This is a genomic window from Micromonospora sp. NPDC049523, assembly GCF_040676775.1.
Lineage (GTDB): Bacteria > Actinomycetota > Actinomycetes > Mycobacteriales > Micromonosporaceae > Micromonospora_G.
Map to the genome: position 1 here is coordinate 14780 of NZ_JBFAPP010000013.1, position 20554 is coordinate 35333.

Genomic DNA, 20554 nt, shown 5'->3' on the forward strand with positions numbered 1-20554 from the left:
CTTCGCTGGGGGCGCGTGGAGCAGGGGGTAAGCGCTTGCCCGGCACGGGCGGCTTGGCCATATGAAACGGTTTAACTAGACCGGACGCTAGGTCCGCTCCACCCTCTTGTCAAGGGATGGTTACCAACCCGCGTCGCCTCTGTTACCTGGGCCAGCGCCCGGTCTCGGCGACGCGGGTTGAATCGTTACATATTCTGTGGGTAGCCTCGCCCGCATGTCCCAGCCCACACCACCGACGGTGGCACTGATCGGCGCGACCGGCTACGGCGTCCAGCACCGGGAGGCCATCGCCGCCCTGGAGCGGGCCGGCCGGGTCCGGCTGGTCGCCCTCTGCGACACCCGGCCACTTCCCGAAGAGGCCACCGGGGCGGTCGCCGTACACACCGATCACCGCGCGATGCTGGCCGCCGCCCGCCCGGACATCGTGGTGGTCAGCACCCCGCCGCACACGCACCTGCCGATCGCCCTGGACGTGGTCGCGGCCGGCGCCGACCTACTGCTGGAGAAACCGCCGGTGACCAGCCTCGCCGACCACGACCTGCTGACCCGGGCCCTGCGCGACGCGGGCCGGATCTGCCAGGTCGGCTTCCAGGCCCAGGGCTCGCACGCGCTGGCGGCACTGCGGGACGCGATCCGCGACGGGAGGCTCGGCAAGGTCACCGGCATCGCCGCCGCCGGCACCTGGATCCGCGACGACGCCTACTACGACCGCTCCCCCTGGGCCGGACGGCGCTCGGTGGACGGCCAACCGGTGGTCGACGGTGCCCTGGTCAACCCGTTCGCGCACACCCTGATGCTCGGTCTCGACCTGGTCCGCGCCGCCGCACCCGGCGCGGTGCCGACCCGGTTCACCCTGGAGCGCTACCGCACCCGGGAGATCGAGGTCGAGGACACCGCCTGCCTGCGGGTCGAGTTCTCCGCCGGTCCACCGCTGCTGATCGCGGTGACGCTCAGCGCGGCCGGCTTCCGCGAGGGCGACATGCTCGTACACGGCACCGACGGGTCGGCGGTGCTGGAGTATCCGACCGACCGGCTGCTGTTCGGCCCGGACTCCGCCACTGTCCCCGGTGCCGCCGCCGGGCTGGCGAGCGGTGAACGGACCGGCCTGCTGGCCAACCTGCTCGACCACCGGCGGGACCCGTCCGTCGCGCTACTCGCACCGCTCGACGCGACCCGCGACTTCACCGCGCTGGTCGAGGCGATCCTGACCGCACCGGCACCCGCCCCGGTGCCGGCCGAACACCGGCACCAGCAGCACGACACCGGCAGCCCGGCCTGGGTGATCGACGGCGTCGACGCGGCGGTCACGGCCGCCGCGACCACCATGACCACGTACGCCGACCTCGGCCTGCCGTGGACCACCACGCCGTACGCGGGCACCCTGCCGGTGGCCAAACCGAATTAACCGGAAACATCCCCGCAACTGGTCTAATGTCGATCCGAAATCCGCAAAAACGACTTGACGACTGGACCATGCGCCGGCTGGCGGGGGTGAACCGGGATGACCGCGCTGGCGAGCCGCGACGAACGTGAAACCCGCTCCCGATCGGGCTTCCGGGGCGACATCCAGGGCATGCGCGCCCTGGCGGTCGTACTGGTGCTGCTGTTCCACGTCGGACTCGGCGTACCCGGCGGCTTCGTCGGGGTGGACGTCTTCTTTGTCATCTCCGGTTTCCTGATCACCCGGTTGCTCCTCGCCGAACTGGAGCGGACCGGCCGGATCTCCCTGGTCCGCTTCTACGCCCGTCGCGCCAAACGGCTGCTGCCGGCGGCGTTCCTCGTGTTGGTCGGATCACTGCTGCTCACCTACCTTTTCCTGCCCCGCACCCGGTGGGCACAGACCGGCTGGGACGTGGTCGCCAGCGGCGCGTACGTGATGAACTGGCGGTTGGCCACCCAGGCGGTCGACTACCTGGCCGCCGCCGAGGCCCCGAGCATCCTGCAGCACTACTGGTCGCTCGCCGTGGAGGAGCAGTTCTACCTGCTCTGGCCCCTGCTGCTGATCGTGGTCGGGGCTCACGCGGCGAAGCGCTGGCCGGGGCACCCGCGCCACCGGCTGCTGCTCTGCCTGGGCCTGGTCGCCGTCGCCTCGTTCGCCTGGTCGGTGCACCTCACCCGGAGCAACCCGGAGTCGGCCTTCTTCGTCACCACCACCAGGATCTGGGAACTTGCCATCGGCGGCGTGCTGGCCATCCTGGGACGACACCTCCTCCGGCTGCCCCGCCGCGTGGCAGCCGCGCTCGGCTGGGGCGGGCTCGGCGCGATCGTGCTGGCCGCCCTGCTGCTCAGCGAGACCAGCCCGTTTCCCGGCTACCTGGCGCTACTGCCGACCCTGGGTGCGGCGGCGGTGATAGCGGCCGAGGTGGCCGGGCGGGCAGGACCGGCCCGGCTGCTCGACCGGCGGCCGATCCGCGCGGTCGGCGCGATCTCCTATTCGCTCTACCTGTGGCACTGGCCCCTGGTGGTCAGCGCCGAAGCCCGCTTCGGTGAACTGAACCCGCTCGGCGGGCTGGTCGTGGTGGCGCTCTCGACCGCGCTGGCGGTGCTGACCTACCGGTACGTGGAGAATCCGCTCCGTACCAGGCGGGTCTTGCGCCGCAGGCCGCTGCTGGCCCTGCAACTCGGCCTCGCCTGCACCGCCACCGCGGTGGTCATGGGCCTGCTGTTCCAGTTCACCGTCTGGCCACCCGCGCGGGTCACCCCCTCGGCCGCCCTGCCGCCCCGCCCGAACGCCACCGCCAGCGGCAATCTGCCCACCGGCCCGCTCGGCGCCGCCGTACTCGGCGCGCAGCCACGGCACGACCCGGCGGGTGAGCCGGTGGACCGTGTCGACTCGATCTTCCCGGCGCCGCTCGCCGCTCGCAAGGACCTGCCCGACGTGTACGACAACAAGTGCCTGGTGGACCAGCAGGACAACAAGGTGCTCAGCTGCGTGTACGGCAACCGGGAGTCCGACTTCACGGTCGCGCTCGCGGGCGACTCGCACGCCGCCCAGTGGCTGCCCACGTTGCAGCCGATCGTCGAGGCGAACGGGTGGCGGCTGGTGACGTACATCAAGGCGGCCTGTCCGCTGATCGCCGTCACCGTGGTCCGGGCCGGTCGGCCCAACTCCAGTTGTACGGAGTGGAACCGGTCGGTGCGGTCCCGGCTGACCGGTGCGGAGCGGCCGAAGCTCCTGCTCACCACCAGTTCGCTCTACAGCCCCGTACGCGACGGCCGCGCGGTCAGCGGCGAGGCCGGTCGGGGTCTACTGGCCGACGGCTTCCGGGAGACCTGGTCCGGGCTGGCGGGGGCCGGGATCGCCACCGTCGTGCTGCGCGGCACTCCGCAGCCGGGACTGGACGTCCCCGAGTGCGTGTCGGAACACGGGGACCGGTTGACCGAGTGCGCCGTCGACCGGGAGACCGCCGTGGGCGGGGTGGGTCCGATCCAGCAGGAGGCGGTCACCGGGCTGAGCGGCGTACACCTGCTCGACCTCAACGATGCGATCTGCCCGGCCGACCGGTGCGCGGCGGTGATCGGCGGGATGCTGGTCTACCGGGACACCAACCACCTGACCGCGAGCTACGCCCGCAGCCTCTCCCCTCGGCTGCGCGCCGAACTCGACCGCGTGCTGGCCTGATCGGGTGCTGGCCTAAGCGCGGTGCACCCGCCACACTCGACGCCCGACGCCGTGACCGGCGCGGATGAGCGGGGAATTTCACCCACTGTCCTCTAATATCAGCTCGAAAGTGGGCATAGACGACTTAGCTTGTCCGTCCGGCGCCGGCGCGTAGGGGGTAGGCGAGATGACTCAGCTGGCGAGCCGGACCGGGAGCGAGGCCACCGGTCGGACCGACCGGCGGGGTGACATCGAAGGGCTGCGCGGGTTGGCAGTCGTACTGGTGCTGCTCTGTCATGCCGGGCCGTGGGCCGTACCCGGTGGATTTGTCGGGGTGGACGTCTTCTTCGTGATCTCCGGTTTCCTGGTCACCGGCCTACTCGCCGACGAACTGGGCCGGACCGGGAAGATCGCCCTGGTCGAGCACTACGGCCGACGGGTACGGCGACTGCTGCCCGCCGCGCTGGTCGTGCTGGTCGCCACCCTGCCGCTGGCGTACCTGCTGCTGCCGCGCTTCCGCTGGGCCGAAACCGGCTGGGACGTGGTCGTCGGCGGGCTGTGGGTGACGAACTGGCGGGCCGCCGGTGTCGGCGGTGACCAGCTCGCCGCCGACGCCTGGGCCAGCCCCACCCAACAGTTCTGGGCACTCGCCGTCGGCGCCCAGTTCCAGCTCGTCTGGCCGCTGCTGCTGCTCGGCATCGGGCTGTTGGCCGCCCGCCGGGACGGCCCGCTGCGCCGGTGGCTGCTGATCGGCACCGGCCTGGTCGCACTCCCCTCGTTCGCCTGGTCGGTCGTGTACAGCCACGGCGAACCGGCGGCGGCCTTCTTTGTCACCACCACCCGGGCCTGGGAACTGGCGCTCGGCGCCGGCCTGGCCCTGCTGATCAGGACGCCGGCTCTTCCGCTGGCCAGGACGACGGCCCTGGCCACCGAACCGGTGCTCCGGCCGGGCAACCCGCCGACCCGGCCACTGCTCCGGGTCACCGGGCCGGTCGCCGGAGCGCTCGGCTGGGCCGGGCTGGTCGCCGTCGGACTGGCCGCGCTGCTGCTGGGGGAGGCGACGCCGTACCCCGGTGTCGCGGCGCTGCTGCCCACGCTCGGTACGGCGGCGGTCATCGCCGCTCGTGGCGCCGGGCCGGGGCGGCTGCTGTCGCTGCGACCGGTACGCGCGGTCGGCGCGATCGCCCTCCCGCTCTACCTCTGGCACTGGCCGCTGCTGGTGGTCGCGCACGCCCAGTTCGGGGACCTGCACCCGGTCGGTGCCCTGGCGGTCCTGCTCGCCGCCGCCGCGCTGGCGGCGCTCACCCACCGCTACGTGGAACGCCCCCTGCGTACGCCCAGGTTCTCCTCCCCCTGGCAGGCCGGGCAGGCGCTGCGACTCGGCCTGCTCGGCACCACCGCGGCGGTGGCCGCGGGTCTGCTCTTCCAGCTCACCGTCTGGCCACCACCGCCACCGAACCCGGCCACCGGGGTGGCCGCGCCACCGGCAAGCGCCAGCCCGACGCCCGCACCCACACCGTCCAAGCCCGAGGGCGCGGCGGTGCTCGGGGACAAGCCACGCGGCAGCAAGGCCGGCGAGCCGGTGGACCGGGTCGAGAAGATCGTGCCGGAGCCGGCGAAGGCCGGTGACGACCGACCCGAGGGGTACGACGACAAGTGCCTCACCCCGGCGCAGGAGAGCAAGCCGCGCTCCTGCGTGTACGGCGACAAGGAGTCCGCGTTCACCGTCGTGCTCGCCGGTGACTCGCACGCCGCCCAGTGGTTGCCCGCGTTGGAGCCGATCGCGCGGTCGAACAAGTGGAAGCTGGTCACGTACACGAAGGAGGACTGCCCGCTGCTCTTCGCCCCGGTGGCGCGGGCGAAGCGGGCGTACCCGAGTTGCACCGAGTGGAACCGGTCGGTACGGACCAAGCTGACCGGCGACGACCAGCCGCAACTGCTGATCACCAGTAGCGCCACGCACAGCCTCTTCGCCGACGGCTACACCCTGACCGGCGAGTACGGCCGGACCGAGCTGACCGGGAGCTTCCGGGAGACCTGGTCCGAACTGGCCGACGCGGACCTGCCGACGGTCGTGCTGCGCGGCACCCCGCAGCCGGGACGGGACGTGCCCGGATGCGTGACCGGGCACCGGCAGCGGCTGACCGAGTGCACCGCCAAGCGGGAAATCGCGCTGGCCGGGATCGGCCCGGTGCAGGAGAAGGCGGCGGCCGGGCTGGACGGCGTACACCTGGTCGACCTCAACGACGCGATCTGCCCGGCGGCCCGGTGCGCCGCGGTGATCGGCGGGATGCTGGTCTACCGGGACAACGAGCACCTGACCGCCAGCTACGCGGCCAGCCTCTCCCCGCGGCTGCGCGGCGAACTCGACCTCGCCCTGGCCTGACCCCACCCCGACCTGCGCGGATCCGCCCCGGCCCTTCACCGCAGGATCACATTCGGACCACCGAAAGTGATCTTCCCTTGCCAAGATCGGGTGCCGGCTGGTATCCACGTATCTATACCTATGCACCTCCGTCAACCCCTCGAGCCGACCGAACCGGTCGGCTCTTTCGCAGCCCCGTCCAAGGAGGATCCCTTGCGTCTACCGGAGCGAACAGTGTTCGGCAACAGATGGCGGGTCATGCCCGCGTTCGCCACGGCCGTCGTGATCGCGGCCACGCTGCCCGGTGCCACCGCCGCCAACGCCGCACCCGTGAAGGCCGCACCGGCGGCTCCGGCCGCCGCAACGGACTCGTCCGTCGACGAGCACAACCACCAGGCCCGGGACAAGGACAACCGCCGGGGTACGGCGAGCCCGAGCAGCACCCAGCGCTCCCGCGCCGACAAGGTCGACTCCTCCGTACGGTGGAACGCGTTCGGCACCCCGCACGCGCTCGGTCCGGTCGACGCCGGCCTGGCCACCGGGCTCGCCGCCGACCCGGAAACCGCCGCCCGGCAGTACCTGCTGGCGCAGCGGGACCTGTTCGGCCTGGACGAAGCCGCCGTGGCGAGCATGGAGAAGCTGCTCGTCCGGCAGATCGGCACCGGTGCCGTGGTCACCCTGCGGCAGCGCTTCGGTGACCTGCCGGCCGGATTCGACGGTCTGGTCAGCATCGCCGTCGACCGGGGCACCGTCGTGCACGTCAGCTCCTCGCTCACCCGCGACACCAGCGCCCCGGCGCCGCTGACCATCACGGCCGACGAGGCGTACGCCGCCGCGCTGGCCGACGCCGGCCTGCGCGCCGACCAGGTGGCCAGCCACGACCTGCGCAAGGTCGCCGTGCCGACCCCGGTCGACGGCAACCGGGCCGCCTGGGAGGTGACGCTGATCGGCAAGGAGAGCAGCGAGCCGACCGCCTTCACCACCTTCGTGGACGGTACGGACCACAGCGTGCTGGTCCGGGAGGACCTGGTCGACTACGACTCGGACAACCCGCAGTGGGCGGTCTTCCCGGCCAACCCGCCGAGCAAGACGAACCCGCGGCACGACGACCGGGTCACCTGGTGCTTCACCTGGACCCGGGGCTGCGAGAAGACGGTGCAGGACGCGGCCAGCGGCCAGGCCTGGGACGTCGACCTCGCCACCGGTGAGCCGACGCTGACCACCCGGGGCAACTCGGCGAACAACGTCGTCTCCTGGGGCGCGGGCACGCCGGTCCTACCGGCCACGCCGAGCCCGACCCGCGACTACGACTACCCGTTCACCGACCAGTGGCGGCAGTCGAAGTGCAACCCGGAGGTGTTCACCTCGTTGCAGCGCAACGACATCGACGCCGCCACCGCGAACCTGTTCGCGATGCACAACCGGATGCACGACTGGGCGTACAAGCTCGGCTTCGACGAGGGTGCCTGGAACCTGCAGGCGGTCAACCTCACCGCCGAGGGCCTCGGCAACGACGCCGAGCAGGGTCGCGCCCAGCAGGGCGCGCTGACCGGCAACCGGAACAACGCCAACCAGTCGACTCCGCGCGACGGGCTGCCGCCGAGCACCAACATGTACCTGTGGCAGCCGATCGCCGGTACGTCGTACCCGCCCTGTGTGGACGGTGACTACGACATGACGGTGATCGGGCACGAGTACGCTCACGCGATCACCAACCGCATGATCGGTGGACCGGACTCCGGCATCGGCGGCCACCAGGGCGGCGCGATGGGCGAGTCCTGGGGTGACCTGCTCGGCACCGAGTACCTGGTCCAGAACGGCTGGAAGCCGGCCGGGAAGACCCCGTACATCGTCGGTGGTTACGTCACCGGCAACCTGGAAAGCGGCATCCGCAACTACGACCTCAGCCGCAGCCCGCTGAACTACTCCGACGTCGGCTACGCGCTGTCCGGTCCGGCGGTGCACGCCGACGGGGAGATCTGGGGCGCCACCAACCACCGGATCCGCTCGGCCCTGGTCGACCGGTACGGCGACGGCAACGCCCTGACCCAGTCGGCCTGCGCCGAGGGCAAGCTGGCGGTCGACAAGTGCCCGGGCAACCGGCGCTGGACGCAACTCGTCTTCGACTCGTTCCTGCTCCAGGCGGTCAGCCAGGTCAGCATGCTCGACATGCGGGACAACATGCTCGCCGCCGACGTGCTCCGCTTCGGTGGCCGCAACCAGGACATCATCTGGAACGCGTTCGCCGAGTCGGGCATGGGCCGGGACGCGGCCACGGTCAACGCCGCGGACACCGACCCGACGCCGAGCTTCGCCTCGCCGCACGCCCGCAACGCCACGGTCACGCTCCGCCCGAAGGGCGACAGCGCGTCCGCACCGGTCCGGCTCTACGTCGGCGAGTACGAGGCCCGCGCGGTCCCGATCGCGGACACCGACCCGGCCACCGCCCTGCCGGACACCTTCGAGATCGTGCCGGGCAAGGAGTTCTCCTTCCTGGCCGTCGCCCCCGGCTTCGGGCACTCCCGGTTCACCGAGAAGTTCAAGTCCGGTGAGCGGGAGAAGCTGGACCTGGATCTGGAGCGCAACCTCGCCTCGCTGACCGCCGGCGCGGTGGTCAGCGGTGACGGGGTCAACCTGGACCGGATCGCCGACGACACCGAGACGACCAACTGGGCGTCGCTGGACGGGGTCGCCGGCAAGCGGGTCACGGTCGACCTGCCCGGTGACCGGGCGCAGACCGTACGGCGGGTGAACGTGAGCGCGTTCCTGCGGCCGGCGATCGCCGGTGACGTGGACACGGGCAACCAGAACGCGCTGTCGGCGCTGCGGTCGTTCACCGTGCTCGCCTGCGACGAGCGTCGGGCGGACTGCACCGACGACGCCAGCTTCCGGAAGGTCTACACCAGCCGGTCGGACGCGTTCCCCGGTGGGGCGTTCCGGCCGTACACCCGGGAGTTGAACCTGCGGTCGTTCGAGATTCCGAAGACGACCGCGACCCACCTGCGGCTGGAGGTGACCGCCAGCCAGTGCACCGGCGGTCCGCTCTACGCCGGTGAGCAGGACAACGATCCGGCCACCGCGACCGACTGCACCGCCAACAGCCCGTTCCGGACCCAGGTCCGGATCGCGGAGTTCCAGGCGTTCGAGCGGTAGTGGTCGAGTGACGGGTCCGCCTCCGGCCGCTCCCCCGGCCGAAGGCGGACCCGTACCCGGTATGCCGCGGTCGGGGGCACGACCGGAGGAGGTCGGTGCGGCAACCGGGGGTCAGTGGTACGTCAACGACGGCGCCAGACCGGAACGGTGGGCTCGTCGGTTTGCCAGACCGGTCGGCCGTACCCCTCGCCCGGGCCCGTACCGAGGTCGATGGCGCCGTCGGCGCCCGAGTCGGCGCGGCGGCGCCGGAACAGCCCTCCGCCGGATCGGCCGGCTCGTGGGACAGTCCGGCCGAAGCCGCGGCCGGCACCACCGGTGACCGCGCCGAGCAGCCGGTGCCGGACCCGCATCAGCAGTCCGACGCCGAGGAAGAGCAGCAGCGCCCCGGTCAGGAAGCCGACCTGGACCAGTCCCAGCCGGCCGGAGTTCGCCGCCGGGTCGGGGCGGCCGCCGCCGGTTCCGGAGGCCACCACGGGCTCCTCCGTCGGCACCGGGATCAGTTCGTCGGGTTGCTCTTCCTCCGCCGACTCCTCCGGTGCCGCCTCGGTTGCCTCCGGTGACGGCGACCCGGTGGGGCGGGTGGCCGACGGGGTGGCCCTGGCCCGGCTGCCGGCCACCGTACGGGTGGCGGATCCGCTGGCCAGTAGCCGGGACCGGGCGTCGAACGCCTCCGCGGTCACGGTCACCCGACCGCCGGCCGCTTCCGCGCCGAAGGCGATCCGGTAGCGCGCGGTGACCGTCCGGTCCCGACAGAGTTCGCCGGGGTCGAGTTCGGTGTCGGTCAGCCGGGCCGTGTCACCGTCGGCCCGCACCTGTACGGGGAAAGAGCCGGTCTCCTCGACCCGGTCGACCCGTACCTGGTCCAGCCGGAGCCCGGCCACCCGCAGCACCAGTGACCAGCGGACCTTGCGGCACTCGCCGCGCTCGCTGGTGCCCACCACTGCGGAGATGGTCGCCGGGTCACCACCGGCGGTGAACTGACCGGGCAGGTCGAGCCGGGTGTCGAACCCCGGCGCCGCGCTGACCGGTGTGCCGGTGGCGAGCAGGCCCACCCCGGTCACTCCCGCCAGTACGACACCCAGCCGGCCGATGATCTGCCGCACCGCCACCACCGCCTCCATTCACGTACACCTATTGGTTTCGGTGATCCGATTACTCCCCGCAACGCTAGAACGGGATCAGGCAGCCGGAAAGGGGCGTAAGTCAGCACCCAGCGCCAATGAAACCCCCTACTTTCACCGACAGTGTTGAACCGGTGACCCAACCCCCGCGACACGCCCGGAGCACCGGCCCGGCACAATCCGGGTGGTGTCCGAAACCTCGGCGGCGTTCGTCCGCCTGCACGCCCGGCTGGCCCCGGTCGCCTTCGTCCCGGAGGTCCTGCTGCACCAGGCCGACGAACCGATCGGCCTGTGGCAGCTCACCGAGGGCGAGTTCCGCAGCGAACAGCCGCCACCGTTCTGGGCCTTCGCCTGGGCCGGCGGCCAGGCCCTGGCCCGCTACCTGCTCGACCACCCGGACGAGGTGGCCGGTCGCCGGGTGCTCGACTTCGCCTCCGGCTCCGGCCTGGTCGCCATCGCCGCCGCCCGTGCCGGCGCCCGGCACGTACGCGCGGTCGAGATCGACGAGCGGGCCGGCGCCGCCATCGAGCTGAACGCCAAGGCCAACGACGTCCCGGTCGACATCACCGTCGCCGACATCCTCGACGACGACGGGGCCGGCGACGCCGACCTCGTGCTCGCCGGGGACGTCTTCTACAGCCAGGCGATGGCCAACCGGGTGCTGCGCTTCCTGCTCCGCGCCGCCCGAGGCGGGGCGCGAGTGCTGGTCGGCGACCCGGACCGGGCGTTCCTGCCCCGCAACCGGTTCGGCAAACTCGCCGCGTACGACGTGCCGGTCCCGCCCGCGCTGGAGAGCGTACGGGTGAAGCCCACCACGGTCTGGGAGCTTGACCCCGGTCGACCGGGTGCCGCTGGGTAGCGTATCGCCGTGTTGTTCCGCAGCTGGGCGGCGGGGACGGTGGACCGGCCGTGGCCGGACGTCGCCACCGTCGCCGACCACGTCGACGTCGACCATCTGGTGGTGACCCGGCACGCCCTGGTCCGCCAGGTGCTCGCCGACCCGCAGACGTACCGGCCGGACAACGCGCTGGACGCGATGAGTCCGGTGCCGATCGCCGCCCTGCGGATCCTCGCCGGGTACGGCTTCCGCCTGCCGCCGACGCTGGCGAACAACAGTGGACACAGCCACCCGGCGATCCGGACCATCGTCGCCGACGCGCTGCACCCGAAGCGGGTCGCCGAGCAGCAGGAATGGCTGACCGGCGTGGTGCGTACGCGGGTGGACCGGCTCTGCGCCGAGCTGGCCGCCGGCCGCCCCGTCGACCTGTACGCCGACCTCGCCGCCGACCTGCCGCTGCTGGTGCTCGCCCGGCTGGTCGACCTGCCCGACGCCCGGATCGACGTGGTCAAGGAGTTCACCCGGTCCGCGCTCGAACTGTTCTGGGCCCCGGTCGACCCCGTACGCCAGCAGCACCTGGCCGCGATCGTCGGCCGCTTCCACACCGTGCTGCGGGAGTTCGCCACCACCGGTTCCGGGCTCGCCGCCCGGTTGCGCGAAGCCGGCCACCCCACGGACGTGGTGGTGGGGGCCCTGTTCTTCCTGCTGGTCGCCGGGCAGGAGACGACGTCGCAGTTCCTGACCCTGCTGCTGCACCGGCTCACCGGGGAACCGGAGGTGCTGCGCGCACTGACCGACGGCACGGTCGAGGTGGCCGACGTGGTGGAGGAGGGGCTGCGGCTGGAGCCGCCGATCGTCACCTGGCGTCGGGTCGCCGCCCGGGACACCACACTCGGCGGGGTCGACGTACCGGCGGGGCGCAGCGTCGTACTCTGGCTCGCCCGTGCCGGACGCGACCCGGCGGTGGTCGCGGAGCCGGAGGAGTTCCGGCCCGGCCAGCCCGGCTCGCGCCGACACCTCGCCTTCGGTGCTGGCGCACACCGCTGCGTCGGCGCCCAGCTCACCCGGATGGAGGCCGCGGTCGTGGTGGCCGCAACCGCGCCGCTGCTGCGCGACGTCACCGTGCTGCGCGCACCCTGGTGCCCGGACAACCTCTCCTTCCGCATGCCGGACGCCCTGGTCGTCGCCCGCCCGCGCTAGCCAGTACGGCCGGGCGACGACCGGGCCTGACGAAGGTCAGGACCGTTCGGTGCCGTTCGGGTGCGGCGCCCGACCCTGCCGGATTCCTACCGTCGACCCATCACGACGGGGGAACCCAGGGAGGCTTCATGATCACCTTGACCGGGCTGACGAAACGCTTCGGCGCCTCGACAGCCGTCGACCACCTGAGCCTGGACATCGCGCCGGGACGGGTCACCGGTTTCCTCGGCCCGAACGGCGCCGGCAAGTCCACCACCATGCGGATGATCCTCGGCCTGGACCGGCCCACCGCCGGCACCGCGCTGGTCGGCGGTCGGCCGTACGCGAGCCTGCGGCACCCGCTGCGGCACGTCGGCGCGCTGCTCGACGCGAAGGCCGTCCATCCGGGCCGGACCGCACGCGCACACCTGCGCGCGATGGCGCACAGCAACGGCATCCCGGTCCGACGGGTCGACGAGGTACTGGCCACGGTCGGCCTGACCGGCGTCGCCGGCAAGCGGGCCGGCACCTTCTCCCTCGGCATGGGCCAGCGGCTCGGCATCGCCGGCGCCCTGCTCGGTGATCCGGGGGTGCTGATGTTCGACGAACCCGTCAACGGGCTCGACCCGGACGGGGTGCGCTGGATCCGCCAGCTCATGCGCTCCCTCGCCGCCGAGGGACGTACCGTCTTCGTCTCCAGTCACCTGATGAGCGAGATGCAGCTCACCGCGGACCAGCTCGTGGTGATCGGCAGGGGCCGGCTGATCGTCGACGCCCCGATCGCCGAGGTGATCGCGGGCAGCTCACGCACCGTGGTCCGGGTGCGCAGCCCACAACCGGCGGGACTCGCCGCGCTGCGCGACCGGCTGGCCGCGCGGTCGGTCACCGTCGAGCCGGGCGACGCCGACGAGCTGCTGGTCTCCGGGGCCGACGTCGCCCTGGTCGGCGACCTGGCCCACGATCTCGGCGTACGACTGCACGAGCTGAGCACCCGCGAGGCGTCCCTGGAACAGGCGTACCTGGAACTGACCGCGGACAGCCTCGAATACTCCGGCCCCGCCACCAGCCCTGCCACCGGGCCCGCCACCAGCCCTGCCACCGGGCCCGCCACCGGCCGTGCCACCAGCCCTGCCACCGTGACCGCTACCAGCCCTGCCATCGGGCCGGACCCGCAGGAGCGCGCATGAGCACCGTACCGACCCGTGGACTCGACCCGGCCGCATCCTCGTCACCGGCCCGGGGGTCGGCGCCGACCGCTGGGGTGCCGACCGGCGGCGGGCTCGCCGCTGGAGTGCCGACCGGCGGCGGGCTCGCCGCTGGGCCGCCGACCGGCGGCGGGCTCGCCGCTGGAGTGCCAACCGGCGGCGGACTGGCTGGCGCGGTGGCCAGCGAGTGGACCAAACTCTGGTCGGTCCGCTCGGTCTGGTGGGCGCTGCTCGCCGGTTTCCTGCTGATGGCCGCGACCGCCGCCCAACTGGCGATCTACGTCCAGAACAGCAACACCAGCGTCGACCCGACCGACGACCGGGGCGTGGTCGCGCTCGGCCGGATCGCGATCGACTCGGTCGAACCGACCCAGTTCGCCGTGCTCGCGATGGCGATGCTGGTGATCACCGCCGAGTACAGTTCCGGCACCATCCGGGCCACCCTGCAATGGACCCCGTCGCGGGGTCACGTCATCCTCGCCAAGACCATCGTCGTCGCCGGGGTCACCTTCGTACTGGGGGTGCTGCTCGGGGCGCTCGGTACGCTGGTCGCCGCCCCGATCCTCGGTGACTGGGGCCGGTACGAGCCCACCGAGACCCTCGGGGACGTGCTCGGAGTCGGGGCGTACCTGGCACTGATCTCGGTGTTCACCCTCGGGGTGGGGGCGGCGCTGCGGGGCGCGGTCGCCACCCTCACCTCGGTTTTCCTGGTCCTCACCGTGGTGCCGGCAACACTCGGGCTCACCAACGTGACGTTCGTCCAGCGGATCGCCGACGCCATGCCAGGCACCGCCGGCCTGCATTTCCTACGCGGCGACACCGACCCGTACCCCCCGCCGGTCGGCCTGCTCCTGCTCACCACCTGGGCAGCACTCGCTCTCCTGTCCGGCCACACGGTCCTCCACCGCCGCGACGCCTGACCCAACCCAACCCCGCGGGGCTGTGGCGTTCCGTTACCCCAATAGGGGCAGTGATTCGCCACAGCCCTGCGCCCGGCCGTGCCTCTTGCTGGGACCGCACGGTGACAGGTGGCACGGCACACGGTGGGATGTGCGTACGTCGGCGCCGGTCACGGCTCACGATCTGACCGTTGCCATGGACTACCGGCAGTTCAGCCTCTCCGGCGGGATGCTCGGTGACGCGGACCTGTCACTGCTCTTGAGGGAGGCGTACTCCGGGCCGCACATCGCCACCGACCGCCACACCGCACTCAGGCCCTGGCCCCCCACCCCGACCACCCCGACCCGAGGGGTTGATCATGAAGTTAGCGACTCAAAATCGCCCTGGCGACGTCGCTAACTTCATGATCAACGGGGCGGGGTGGGGTGGGGGTGGTCAGGTTGGCTTCGTGGGCGAGGATGGCTGCTTGGACGCGGTTGCGGACGTTCAGGCGGGTGAAGATGGTGCTGAGGTAGCCCTTTACGGTTCCCTCTACCAGGAAGAGCCGGCGGGCGATCTCGGCGTTGGAGAGGCCGGCCCCGACCAGCGCCAGCACCTCGCGTTCCCGTTCGGTGAGCGCCGAGGTCAGCTCCCGGGCGGCCGGGCCGCGGGACATCCGCTCCCCACCGAGGGTCAGCACCCGCCGCGCCACCGTCGGTGACAGGTACGCGGCACCGTCGGCGACCGCCCGTACGCCGGCGATCAGTTCCCTCGGGTCGCCGGACTTGACCAGGAACCCGCTGGCCCCGTCGCCGATCGCGCGGGAAATGTAGTCGTCCTCGCCGAACGTGGTCAGCATGACCACCTCGGTCTCCGGCACCAACCGACGGATCTCCGCCCCGGCGGCGAGGCCGTCCAGCCGGGGCATCCGGATGTCCAACAGCGCCACCCGGGGCCGGTGCGCGCGGACCAGCTCGACCGCGGCCCGACCGTCGGCCGCCTCGGCGACCACCTCGATCTCCGGGTCGGTGGCCAGGATCGCCCGTACCCCGGCGCGGATCATCGCCTCGTCGTCGGCCAGCAGGACCGGGATCATCACATCTCCTCGTAGCCAGGGCTCAGCCGGGCAGTTCGTCCTTGGCCACCAGCCGCCCGTCCGCGAAACAGAGCCGGTACGCGGGCAGCGCCAGCGGGAAGTTGCCGTCGGTGTAGAACTCGCAGGCCGCGTTCGCCGGTACCGGACCGGTATTCTTGGCCAACCCCTGCGCCTGCCGGCCGGGCAGCATCGATGCCAGCTCCGTACGCGGCGCCCCGATCCGCAGCCGCTCGAACTCGGAGCGATGCAGCACCGAGTCGAACGTGACGAACGGGTAGTAGACCAGCGACAGCATGGCGGCGATCGCCAGCGGGGCGGTGACCGCCACCAGCAGGCTGCGCCGGACCCGGCGCCGCTGTGCGCGTAGACCGTCGTCGGTCGCCGACCCGGCGGGTGGCCGTACCGTCGTGTCGGGGTCGGCGGTGACACCGTGGGTGACCAGCGGCAACCGGGCGACCACCGCGAACCCACCGGCTTGCGGCCCGGCGGCCAGCGTGCCACCGGCCAGCCGCACCCGCTCGCGCAGCCCGAGCAGCCCGGTGCCGGCCGACACCGGTACGGGCAGCGGTCCGGCCGGCGGCCGACCGTTGTGCACCCGCACCTCGATCCGTTCCGCCGTCCGGTCGACCTCGACCGTCACGGGTGCGCCGGGGGCGTGGCGGGCGGCGTTGGTCAGGGCTTCCTGCACCACCCGGTGCACCGCCCGCCCGACCATCATCGGCAGCTCCGGGTCAGTCTCCGCCGGGCGGGTTTCCGCCGGGTACTCCGGGTCGGTCTCCGCCGGGCGGGTTTCCACCAGGTACTCCGGGTCGGTCTCCGCCGGCAGCTCCGGGTCGGTTTCCGCCGGGTGCTCCCCGTCGCGAGGCCGAGCGAGGTGGTCTGCGCGCCGCTGCGGCCAGCGCAGCTCGACCGCTAGACCGGCCGCCGTCGCCCGGTCGACCAGTTCGGTGACGCTTTCGTCGACCGGCCGGGTCGGTGCCGTACCCGCGTCCTCCCGCAGCACACCGATGATCTCGCGCAGCCGGTCGGTGGCGACGGCCACACTGGCCCGGAGTTCACCCGCGGCGGCCCGTTGCCCGTCGTCCAGGCCGGGGGCGAGCTCCAACGCACCGGCACGCAGCGCGATCAGGCTCAGGTCGTGGCCGAGCGAGTCGTGCATGTCCCGCGCGATCCGTGCCCGTTCCCGCATCCGGACCCGTTCGGCCGCGCCGGCCTGCTCCCGTTCGAGCAGTTCCGCCCTGGCCCACCCGGCCCGGACCAGCTCACCGTGCTGACGCCGGTAGCGGCCCAGCAGCCAGGGGAAGACCCCGAGGAAGAGCAGCATGGTGGCGAGCAGGAACCAGGTGGCCAGTCCGCTGTCCAGCACCCAGAGGTTCAGGCCGGAGCCGCCCGCCGCGATCACCGCGAAGACCAGCCCGGCCGGTCGGGCCCGTGCCATCCGCAGACCGGCGAGGTAACCCAGCACCGGGATCGCGAACAGGAAGTTGCCGTCCAGCAGGGTCGGCAGGATCACCAGGACCAGGGCGACCAGTGGTTGGCGCCGGCTGACCGCCACCGCGATCCCCAGCAGCAACGGTTCGGCGACGAGCAGAACTTCGTCGTACGGTCGGGCCGGCGGGCTGGCCAGCGCAGCGACGATCGGTGCGGCGAGCGCCGCCCAGAGCAGCAGGTCCAACACCGCACCCCGCCGCCGGTCCCCCAGGCCCTGCCACCAACCCACCACTCGGCCAGGCTAGCGGCCCCCGACCTGCACCGACACCGACGAAAGTCAGGTGGGTACGCCGGTCACCCGCTCAGTGCACATCGTCGGCCCAGGTGCGCCAGTCGTCGAGTACGCCGTACAAGGCGGGGGTGAGCCAGCCCGGGGCGGACCGCCGGAACACGCCGGGATCCATCCCCCCGGCCCCGTCCGGCAGCGCACCCACCATGTTCGGCACCAGCTCGCTGAGGTTGGCCCAGTGGACCAGTTCCGGCTCGTTCGGCCACGCCCCGAGCACCACCCCGGCCGGCACCGCCCGCCGCTCCAGCGCCTCCAGGGTGAGCGCGGTGTGGTTCAGCGTGCCCAGCCCGGCGCGGCTGACCACCACCGCTGGCGCACCGAGCGAGACCGCGAGGTCGGCGACCGTCCACGCCTCGCCGGAGGGGCGTACGCCCATCGGCACCAGCAGCCCGCCGGCTCCCTCGACCAGCACCAGGTCGTGCTTGTCGGCTTCGGCGCGTACCGCGTCAACGACCGCGTACAGCTCCAGCGGCTCCAGCGCCGCGACCCTCGCCGCGGCCAGCGGGGCGAGCGGTTCGGGGAAGTTGGCCAGCGTACGGGCGGTCAGTGGGGCGGCGAGCCGGTTCACGATGTCGATGTCCGACGGTGCGCCGGTGGCCGTACCGGTCTGGCCGGGTTTGATGACCGCGACCCGCAGCCCGGCCGCCTGCGCGGCGGCGGTGATCGCGGCGGTGACCACGGTCTTGCCGACGTCGGTGTCCGTGCCGGTGACCAGGATCGGGCCACGCCACGAGCTGCCGCTCACCGGACACCCCCCACGACCGTGCCACGGCACGCGGGCTGCCCGGTCCCGGACCGATCGCGGGTGCGGCACGCGGGCTGTCCGGTCCCGGACCGATCGCGGGTGCGGCACGCGGTTCCGTTCACGGGGCACACTCCACGATCACGTCGAGGGCCCGGTCGAAGTCGGCCCGCGGTACCCCGGTGTTGATCGTCAGCCGCAGCCGGGACCGGGTGTCCGGAGTGGACGGTGGGCGGAAGCAGCCGACCGCGACGCCCCGGTCCAGGCAGTCGGCGGCCCAGGCGGTCGCCGCCTCGGGGCCCGGCGCGGTCACCGAGATCACCCCGGCCGCCGGTGTCGACACGTCCAACCCGGCCAGGCCGAGGCGGCGCGCGGCCGTGGTCGCCCGGTCGGCCAGTTCCGCGCGCAGCGGCTCCCCGGCCCGGGCCAGCCCGGTCGCGGCGAGCACACCCGCGGCCACGGCCGGCGGCAGCGCGGTGTCGTAGATGAAGGTGCGGCCGGTCTCCACCAGGTGCCGGACCAGCTCCGCCGGGCCGGCGACCACACCGCCGGCTCCGCCGAGCGCCTTGGAGAGCGTCGCGGTGACCACCACGTCCGGTGCGCCGGCCAGGCCGGCGTCGGCCACCGCGCCGGCTCCACCGGGACCGCGTACGCCCACCGCGTGCGCGTCGTCGACCAGCAGCAACGCACCGTGGCGGCGGGCCACCTCGTGCAGCCGGGCCAGCGGGGCGAGATCCCCGTCGACGGAGAAGACCGACTCGGTGACCACCACCGCCGGACGGCCGGGTGCCGCCGCCAGGGCGGCCTCGACGGCGGTCACGTCGTTGTGCGGGGTGACGACGGTCTGCGCGCCGGACAGCCGGCACCCGTCGATCAGCGAGGCGTGGTTGTGCGCGTCCGAGACGAGCAGCGTACGCGGGCGGACCAGGGCGCGTACGGCACCGAGGTTGGCCAGGTATCCGGAGGAGTAGACGAGGGCCCGCTGCGCACCGAACCAGTCGGCGAGGGCCTGTTCCAGTGCGGTGTGCAGGTCGGTCGAGCCGCGTACCAGGCGGGATCCGGTGGCGCCCAGGCCGTACCGGTGCAGTGCCTCGGTGGCGGCGGCGGTGACCTCCGGGTGTCGGGCCAGCCCGAGGTAGTCGTTGCCGGCGAGGTCGGTCACCGGGTCGTCGTCGCCGCGCGGGCGCAGTTGCCGGGTCAGCCCCGCCTTGGCCCGTAGCTGGGCACGCCGGTCCAGCGCCTCCAGCCAACTCGCCACGTCGACTCCTCGTCTGCCCGTCCCGCGTCGGGACCTCCCGACCCGTCCCGTGCTCCGCCGGCCCGATCAGTTTCCGCGACCAGCCGACCCGTCCCGACCGGCGAAAATTACCACTTCGCCGGGCGCCGCCCGGGAAGGCGGGCCGTACGCCGGACCCGATCCGCGGGGCCGACGCCGGGCGACGGTCACCTTAGCCGGTTCGGGCGTGCGGCACGACGGGGCCGGTTGCGGTGCTGGCGACGGCGGTTACGGTCGGACCGGTGGCGGGGCCCGCGGACACGATCACCCGGGCAGCCGGCGGCTCCCATCGATGGCCGAACCGCCTTGTAGGGTACGACCATGCCAGAGATCCTCGACCGGGCGCGTGCCCAGGTGCTCGGTGAAGGCGTCGGTCTCGACCAGGCCGGTGTGCTCGCCGTGTTGCGCCTTCCCGACGAGCACCTGTCCGCCGCCCTGCAACTCGCCCACGACGTGCGGATGCGCTGGTGCGGGCCGGAGGTCGAGGTCGAGGGCATCGTCTCGCTGAAGACCGGCGGCTGCCCGGAGGACTGCCACTTCTGCTCCCAGTCGGGGCTGTTCGCCTCCCCGGTCCGCTCGGTCTGGCTGGACATCCCGTCGCTGGTCGAGGCGGCGAAGCAGACCGCGAAGACCGGTGCGACCGAGTTCTGCATCGTCGCCGCGGTACGCGGCCCGGACGCGCGGCTGATGAAGCAGATGCGCGAGGGTGTGGCCGCGATCCGGGCGGAGGTGGACATCCAGGTCGCCGCCTCGCTCGGCATGCTCAACCAGGAGCAGGTCGACGAGCTTGTCGACATGGGCGTGCACCGCTACAACCACAACCTGGAGACCTGCCGGTCGTACTTCCCGAACGTGGTGACCACGCACTCCTTCGAGGAGCGGTGGGAAACCCTGCGGATGGTGCGCGAGTCCGGCATGGAGGTCTGCTGCGGCGGCATCCTGGGGCTGGGTGAGTCGGTGGAGCAGCGGGCCGAGTTCGCGGTACAGCTCGCCGAGCTGGACCCGCACGAGGTGCCGCTGAACTTCCTCAACCCGCGGCCGGGCACCCCGCTCGGCGACCAGCCGGTGGTGGAGGGCAAGGACGCGCTGCGGGCGATCGCCGCGTTCCGGCTGGCGATGCCGCGTACGATCCTGCGGTTCGCCGGTGGCCGGGAGATCACGCTCGGTGACCTCGGCACCCGTGACGGCCTGCTCGGCGGCATCAACGCGGTGATCGTCGGCAACTACCTGACCACCCTGGGCCGTCCGGCAACCGCCGACCTGGACCTGCTCGACGAGCTGAAGATGCCGGTCAAGTCCCTCTCCGCGACGCTCTGAGC

Annotated in this window: 14 protein-coding genes; 9 read left to right on the forward strand and 5 right to left on the reverse strand. The window is 72.6% G+C overall.

From position 1 onward, the window contains the following. The first annotated feature begins 214 nt into the window (after positions 1-214). The 4 genes from AB0J90_RS21075 (at position 215) to AB0J90_RS21090 (ending at position 9119) form a co-directional block, all read left to right on the forward strand. Entirely contained in the window at positions 215-1405 is a 1191-nt protein-coding gene (locus AB0J90_RS21075) for a Gfo/Idh/MocA family oxidoreductase (RefSeq protein WP_363598259.1), read from the forward strand. A 96-nt stretch (positions 1406-1501) separates the two neighbouring features. Further along, positions 1502-3622, forward strand: coding sequence for an acyltransferase family protein (locus tag AB0J90_RS21080; protein WP_363598261.1), 2121 nt, complete (start codon positions 1502-1504; stop codon positions 3620-3622). Between the two features lie 166 nt (positions 3623-3788). Then, complete coding sequence (locus AB0J90_RS21085) at positions 3789-5987, forward strand: acyltransferase family protein (protein WP_363598263.1); 2199 nt, start codon at positions 3789-3791, stop codon at positions 5985-5987. A 213-nt stretch (positions 5988-6200) separates the two neighbouring features. Next, entirely contained in the window at positions 6201-9119 is a 2919-nt protein-coding gene (locus tag AB0J90_RS21090) for a M36 family metallopeptidase (protein WP_363598265.1), read from the forward strand. A 122-nt stretch (positions 9120-9241) separates the two neighbouring features. Here the strand turns inward: AB0J90_RS21090 and AB0J90_RS21095 are convergent, their stop codons facing one another. Then, a complete protein-coding gene (locus tag AB0J90_RS21095) occupies positions 9242-10240 on the reverse strand; it encodes a hypothetical protein (RefSeq protein ID WP_363598267.1) in 999 nt (332 codons plus the stop codon). A 187-nt stretch (positions 10241-10427) separates the two neighbouring features. Between AB0J90_RS21095 and AB0J90_RS21100 the strand changes: the two genes are divergently transcribed. The 4 genes from AB0J90_RS21100 to AB0J90_RS21115 all read left to right on the forward strand — a co-directional run bounded on the left by AB0J90_RS21100 (position 10428) and on the right by AB0J90_RS21115 (position 14382). Next, the gene (locus AB0J90_RS21100; RefSeq protein ID WP_363598269.1) at positions 10428-11099 is read left to right on the forward strand and encodes a 50S ribosomal protein L11 methyltransferase; all 672 of its coding nucleotides are present in this window, start codon (positions 10428-10430) and stop codon (positions 11097-11099) included. 9 nt (positions 11100-11108) lie between these two features. Beyond that, positions 11109-12278 carry a cytochrome P450 gene (locus AB0J90_RS21105; RefSeq protein WP_363598271.1) on the forward strand — a complete coding sequence of 390 codons (1170 nt, stop codon included), beginning with the start codon at positions 11109-11111 and terminating at the stop codon, positions 12276-12278. 128 nt (positions 12279-12406) lie between these two features. Then, complete coding sequence (locus AB0J90_RS21110; protein ID WP_363598273.1) at positions 12407-13444, forward strand: ATP-binding cassette domain-containing protein; 1038 nt, start codon at positions 12407-12409, stop codon at positions 13442-13444. Then, a complete protein-coding gene (locus tag AB0J90_RS21115) occupies positions 13441-14382 on the forward strand; it encodes an ABC transporter permease (RefSeq protein ID WP_363598275.1) in 942 nt (313 codons plus the stop codon). Before AB0J90_RS21110 ends, AB0J90_RS21115 begins: the two co-directional genes overlap by 4 nt. A gap of 344 nt (positions 14383-14726) precedes the next feature. On the opposite strand, the gene AB0J90_RS21120 is transcribed toward AB0J90_RS21115, so the two are convergent. The 4 genes from AB0J90_RS21120 to AB0J90_RS21135 form a co-directional block, all read right to left on the reverse strand. Continuing rightward, on the reverse strand, positions 14727-15437 hold the full coding sequence (locus AB0J90_RS21120; protein WP_363598277.1) for a response regulator transcription factor: 711 nt from the start codon (positions 15435-15437) through the stop codon (positions 14727-14729). Positions 15438-15459: 22 nt separating this feature from the next. Beyond that, positions 15460-17160 carry a histidine kinase gene (locus AB0J90_RS21125; RefSeq protein ID WP_363598279.1) on the reverse strand — a complete coding sequence of 567 codons (1701 nt, stop codon included), beginning with the start codon at positions 17158-17160 and terminating at the stop codon, positions 15460-15462. A gap of 70 nt (positions 17161-17230) precedes the next feature. After that, a complete protein-coding gene (gene bioD / locus AB0J90_RS21130) occupies positions 17231-17935 on the reverse strand; it encodes a dethiobiotin synthase (RefSeq protein ID WP_363598588.1) in 705 nt (234 codons plus the stop codon). A 145-nt stretch (positions 17936-18080) separates the two neighbouring features. Further along, on the reverse strand, positions 18081-19217 hold the full coding sequence (locus AB0J90_RS21135) for an 8-amino-7-oxononanoate synthase (protein ID WP_363598281.1): 1137 nt from the start codon (positions 19215-19217) through the stop codon (positions 18081-18083). 339 nt (positions 19218-19556) lie between these two features. Between AB0J90_RS21135 and bioB the strand changes: the two genes are divergently transcribed. Further along, positions 19557-20552 carry a biotin synthase BioB gene (gene bioB, locus AB0J90_RS21140; RefSeq protein WP_363598283.1) on the forward strand — a complete coding sequence of 332 codons (996 nt, stop codon included), beginning with the start codon at positions 19557-19559 and terminating at the stop codon, positions 20550-20552. Positions 20553-20554 lie beyond the last annotated feature (2 nt).

Bases quoted from the DNA above. Each gene is read 5' to 3' on its own strand.
- AB0J90_RS21075 (WP_363598259.1), top strand. From the start codon at position 215: ATGTCCCAGCCCACACCACCGACGGTGGCACTGATCGGCGCGACCGGC.
- AB0J90_RS21080 (WP_363598261.1), top strand. From the start codon at position 1,502: ATGACCGCGCTGGCGAGCCGCGACGAACGTGAAACCCGCTCCCGATCG.
- AB0J90_RS21085 (WP_363598263.1), top strand. From the start codon at position 3,789: ATGACTCAGCTGGCGAGCCGGACCGGGAGCGAGGCCACCGGTCGGACC.
- AB0J90_RS21095 (WP_363598267.1), bottom strand. From the start codon at position 10,240: ATGGAGGCGGTGGTGGCGGTGCGGCAGATCATCGGCCGGCTGGGTGTC.
- AB0J90_RS21110 (WP_363598273.1), top strand. From the start codon at position 12,407: ATGATCACCTTGACCGGGCTGACGAAACGCTTCGGCGCCTCGACAGCC.
- AB0J90_RS21115 (WP_363598275.1), top strand. From the start codon at position 13,441: ATGAGCACCGTACCGACCCGTGGACTCGACCCGGCCGCATCCTCGTCA.
- AB0J90_RS21120 (WP_363598277.1), bottom strand. From the start codon at position 15,437: ATGATCCCGGTCCTGCTGGCCGACGACGAGGCGATGATCCGCGCCGGG.
- bioB (WP_363598283.1), top strand. From the start codon at position 19,557: ATGCCAGAGATCCTCGACCGGGCGCGTGCCCAGGTGCTCGGTGAAGGC.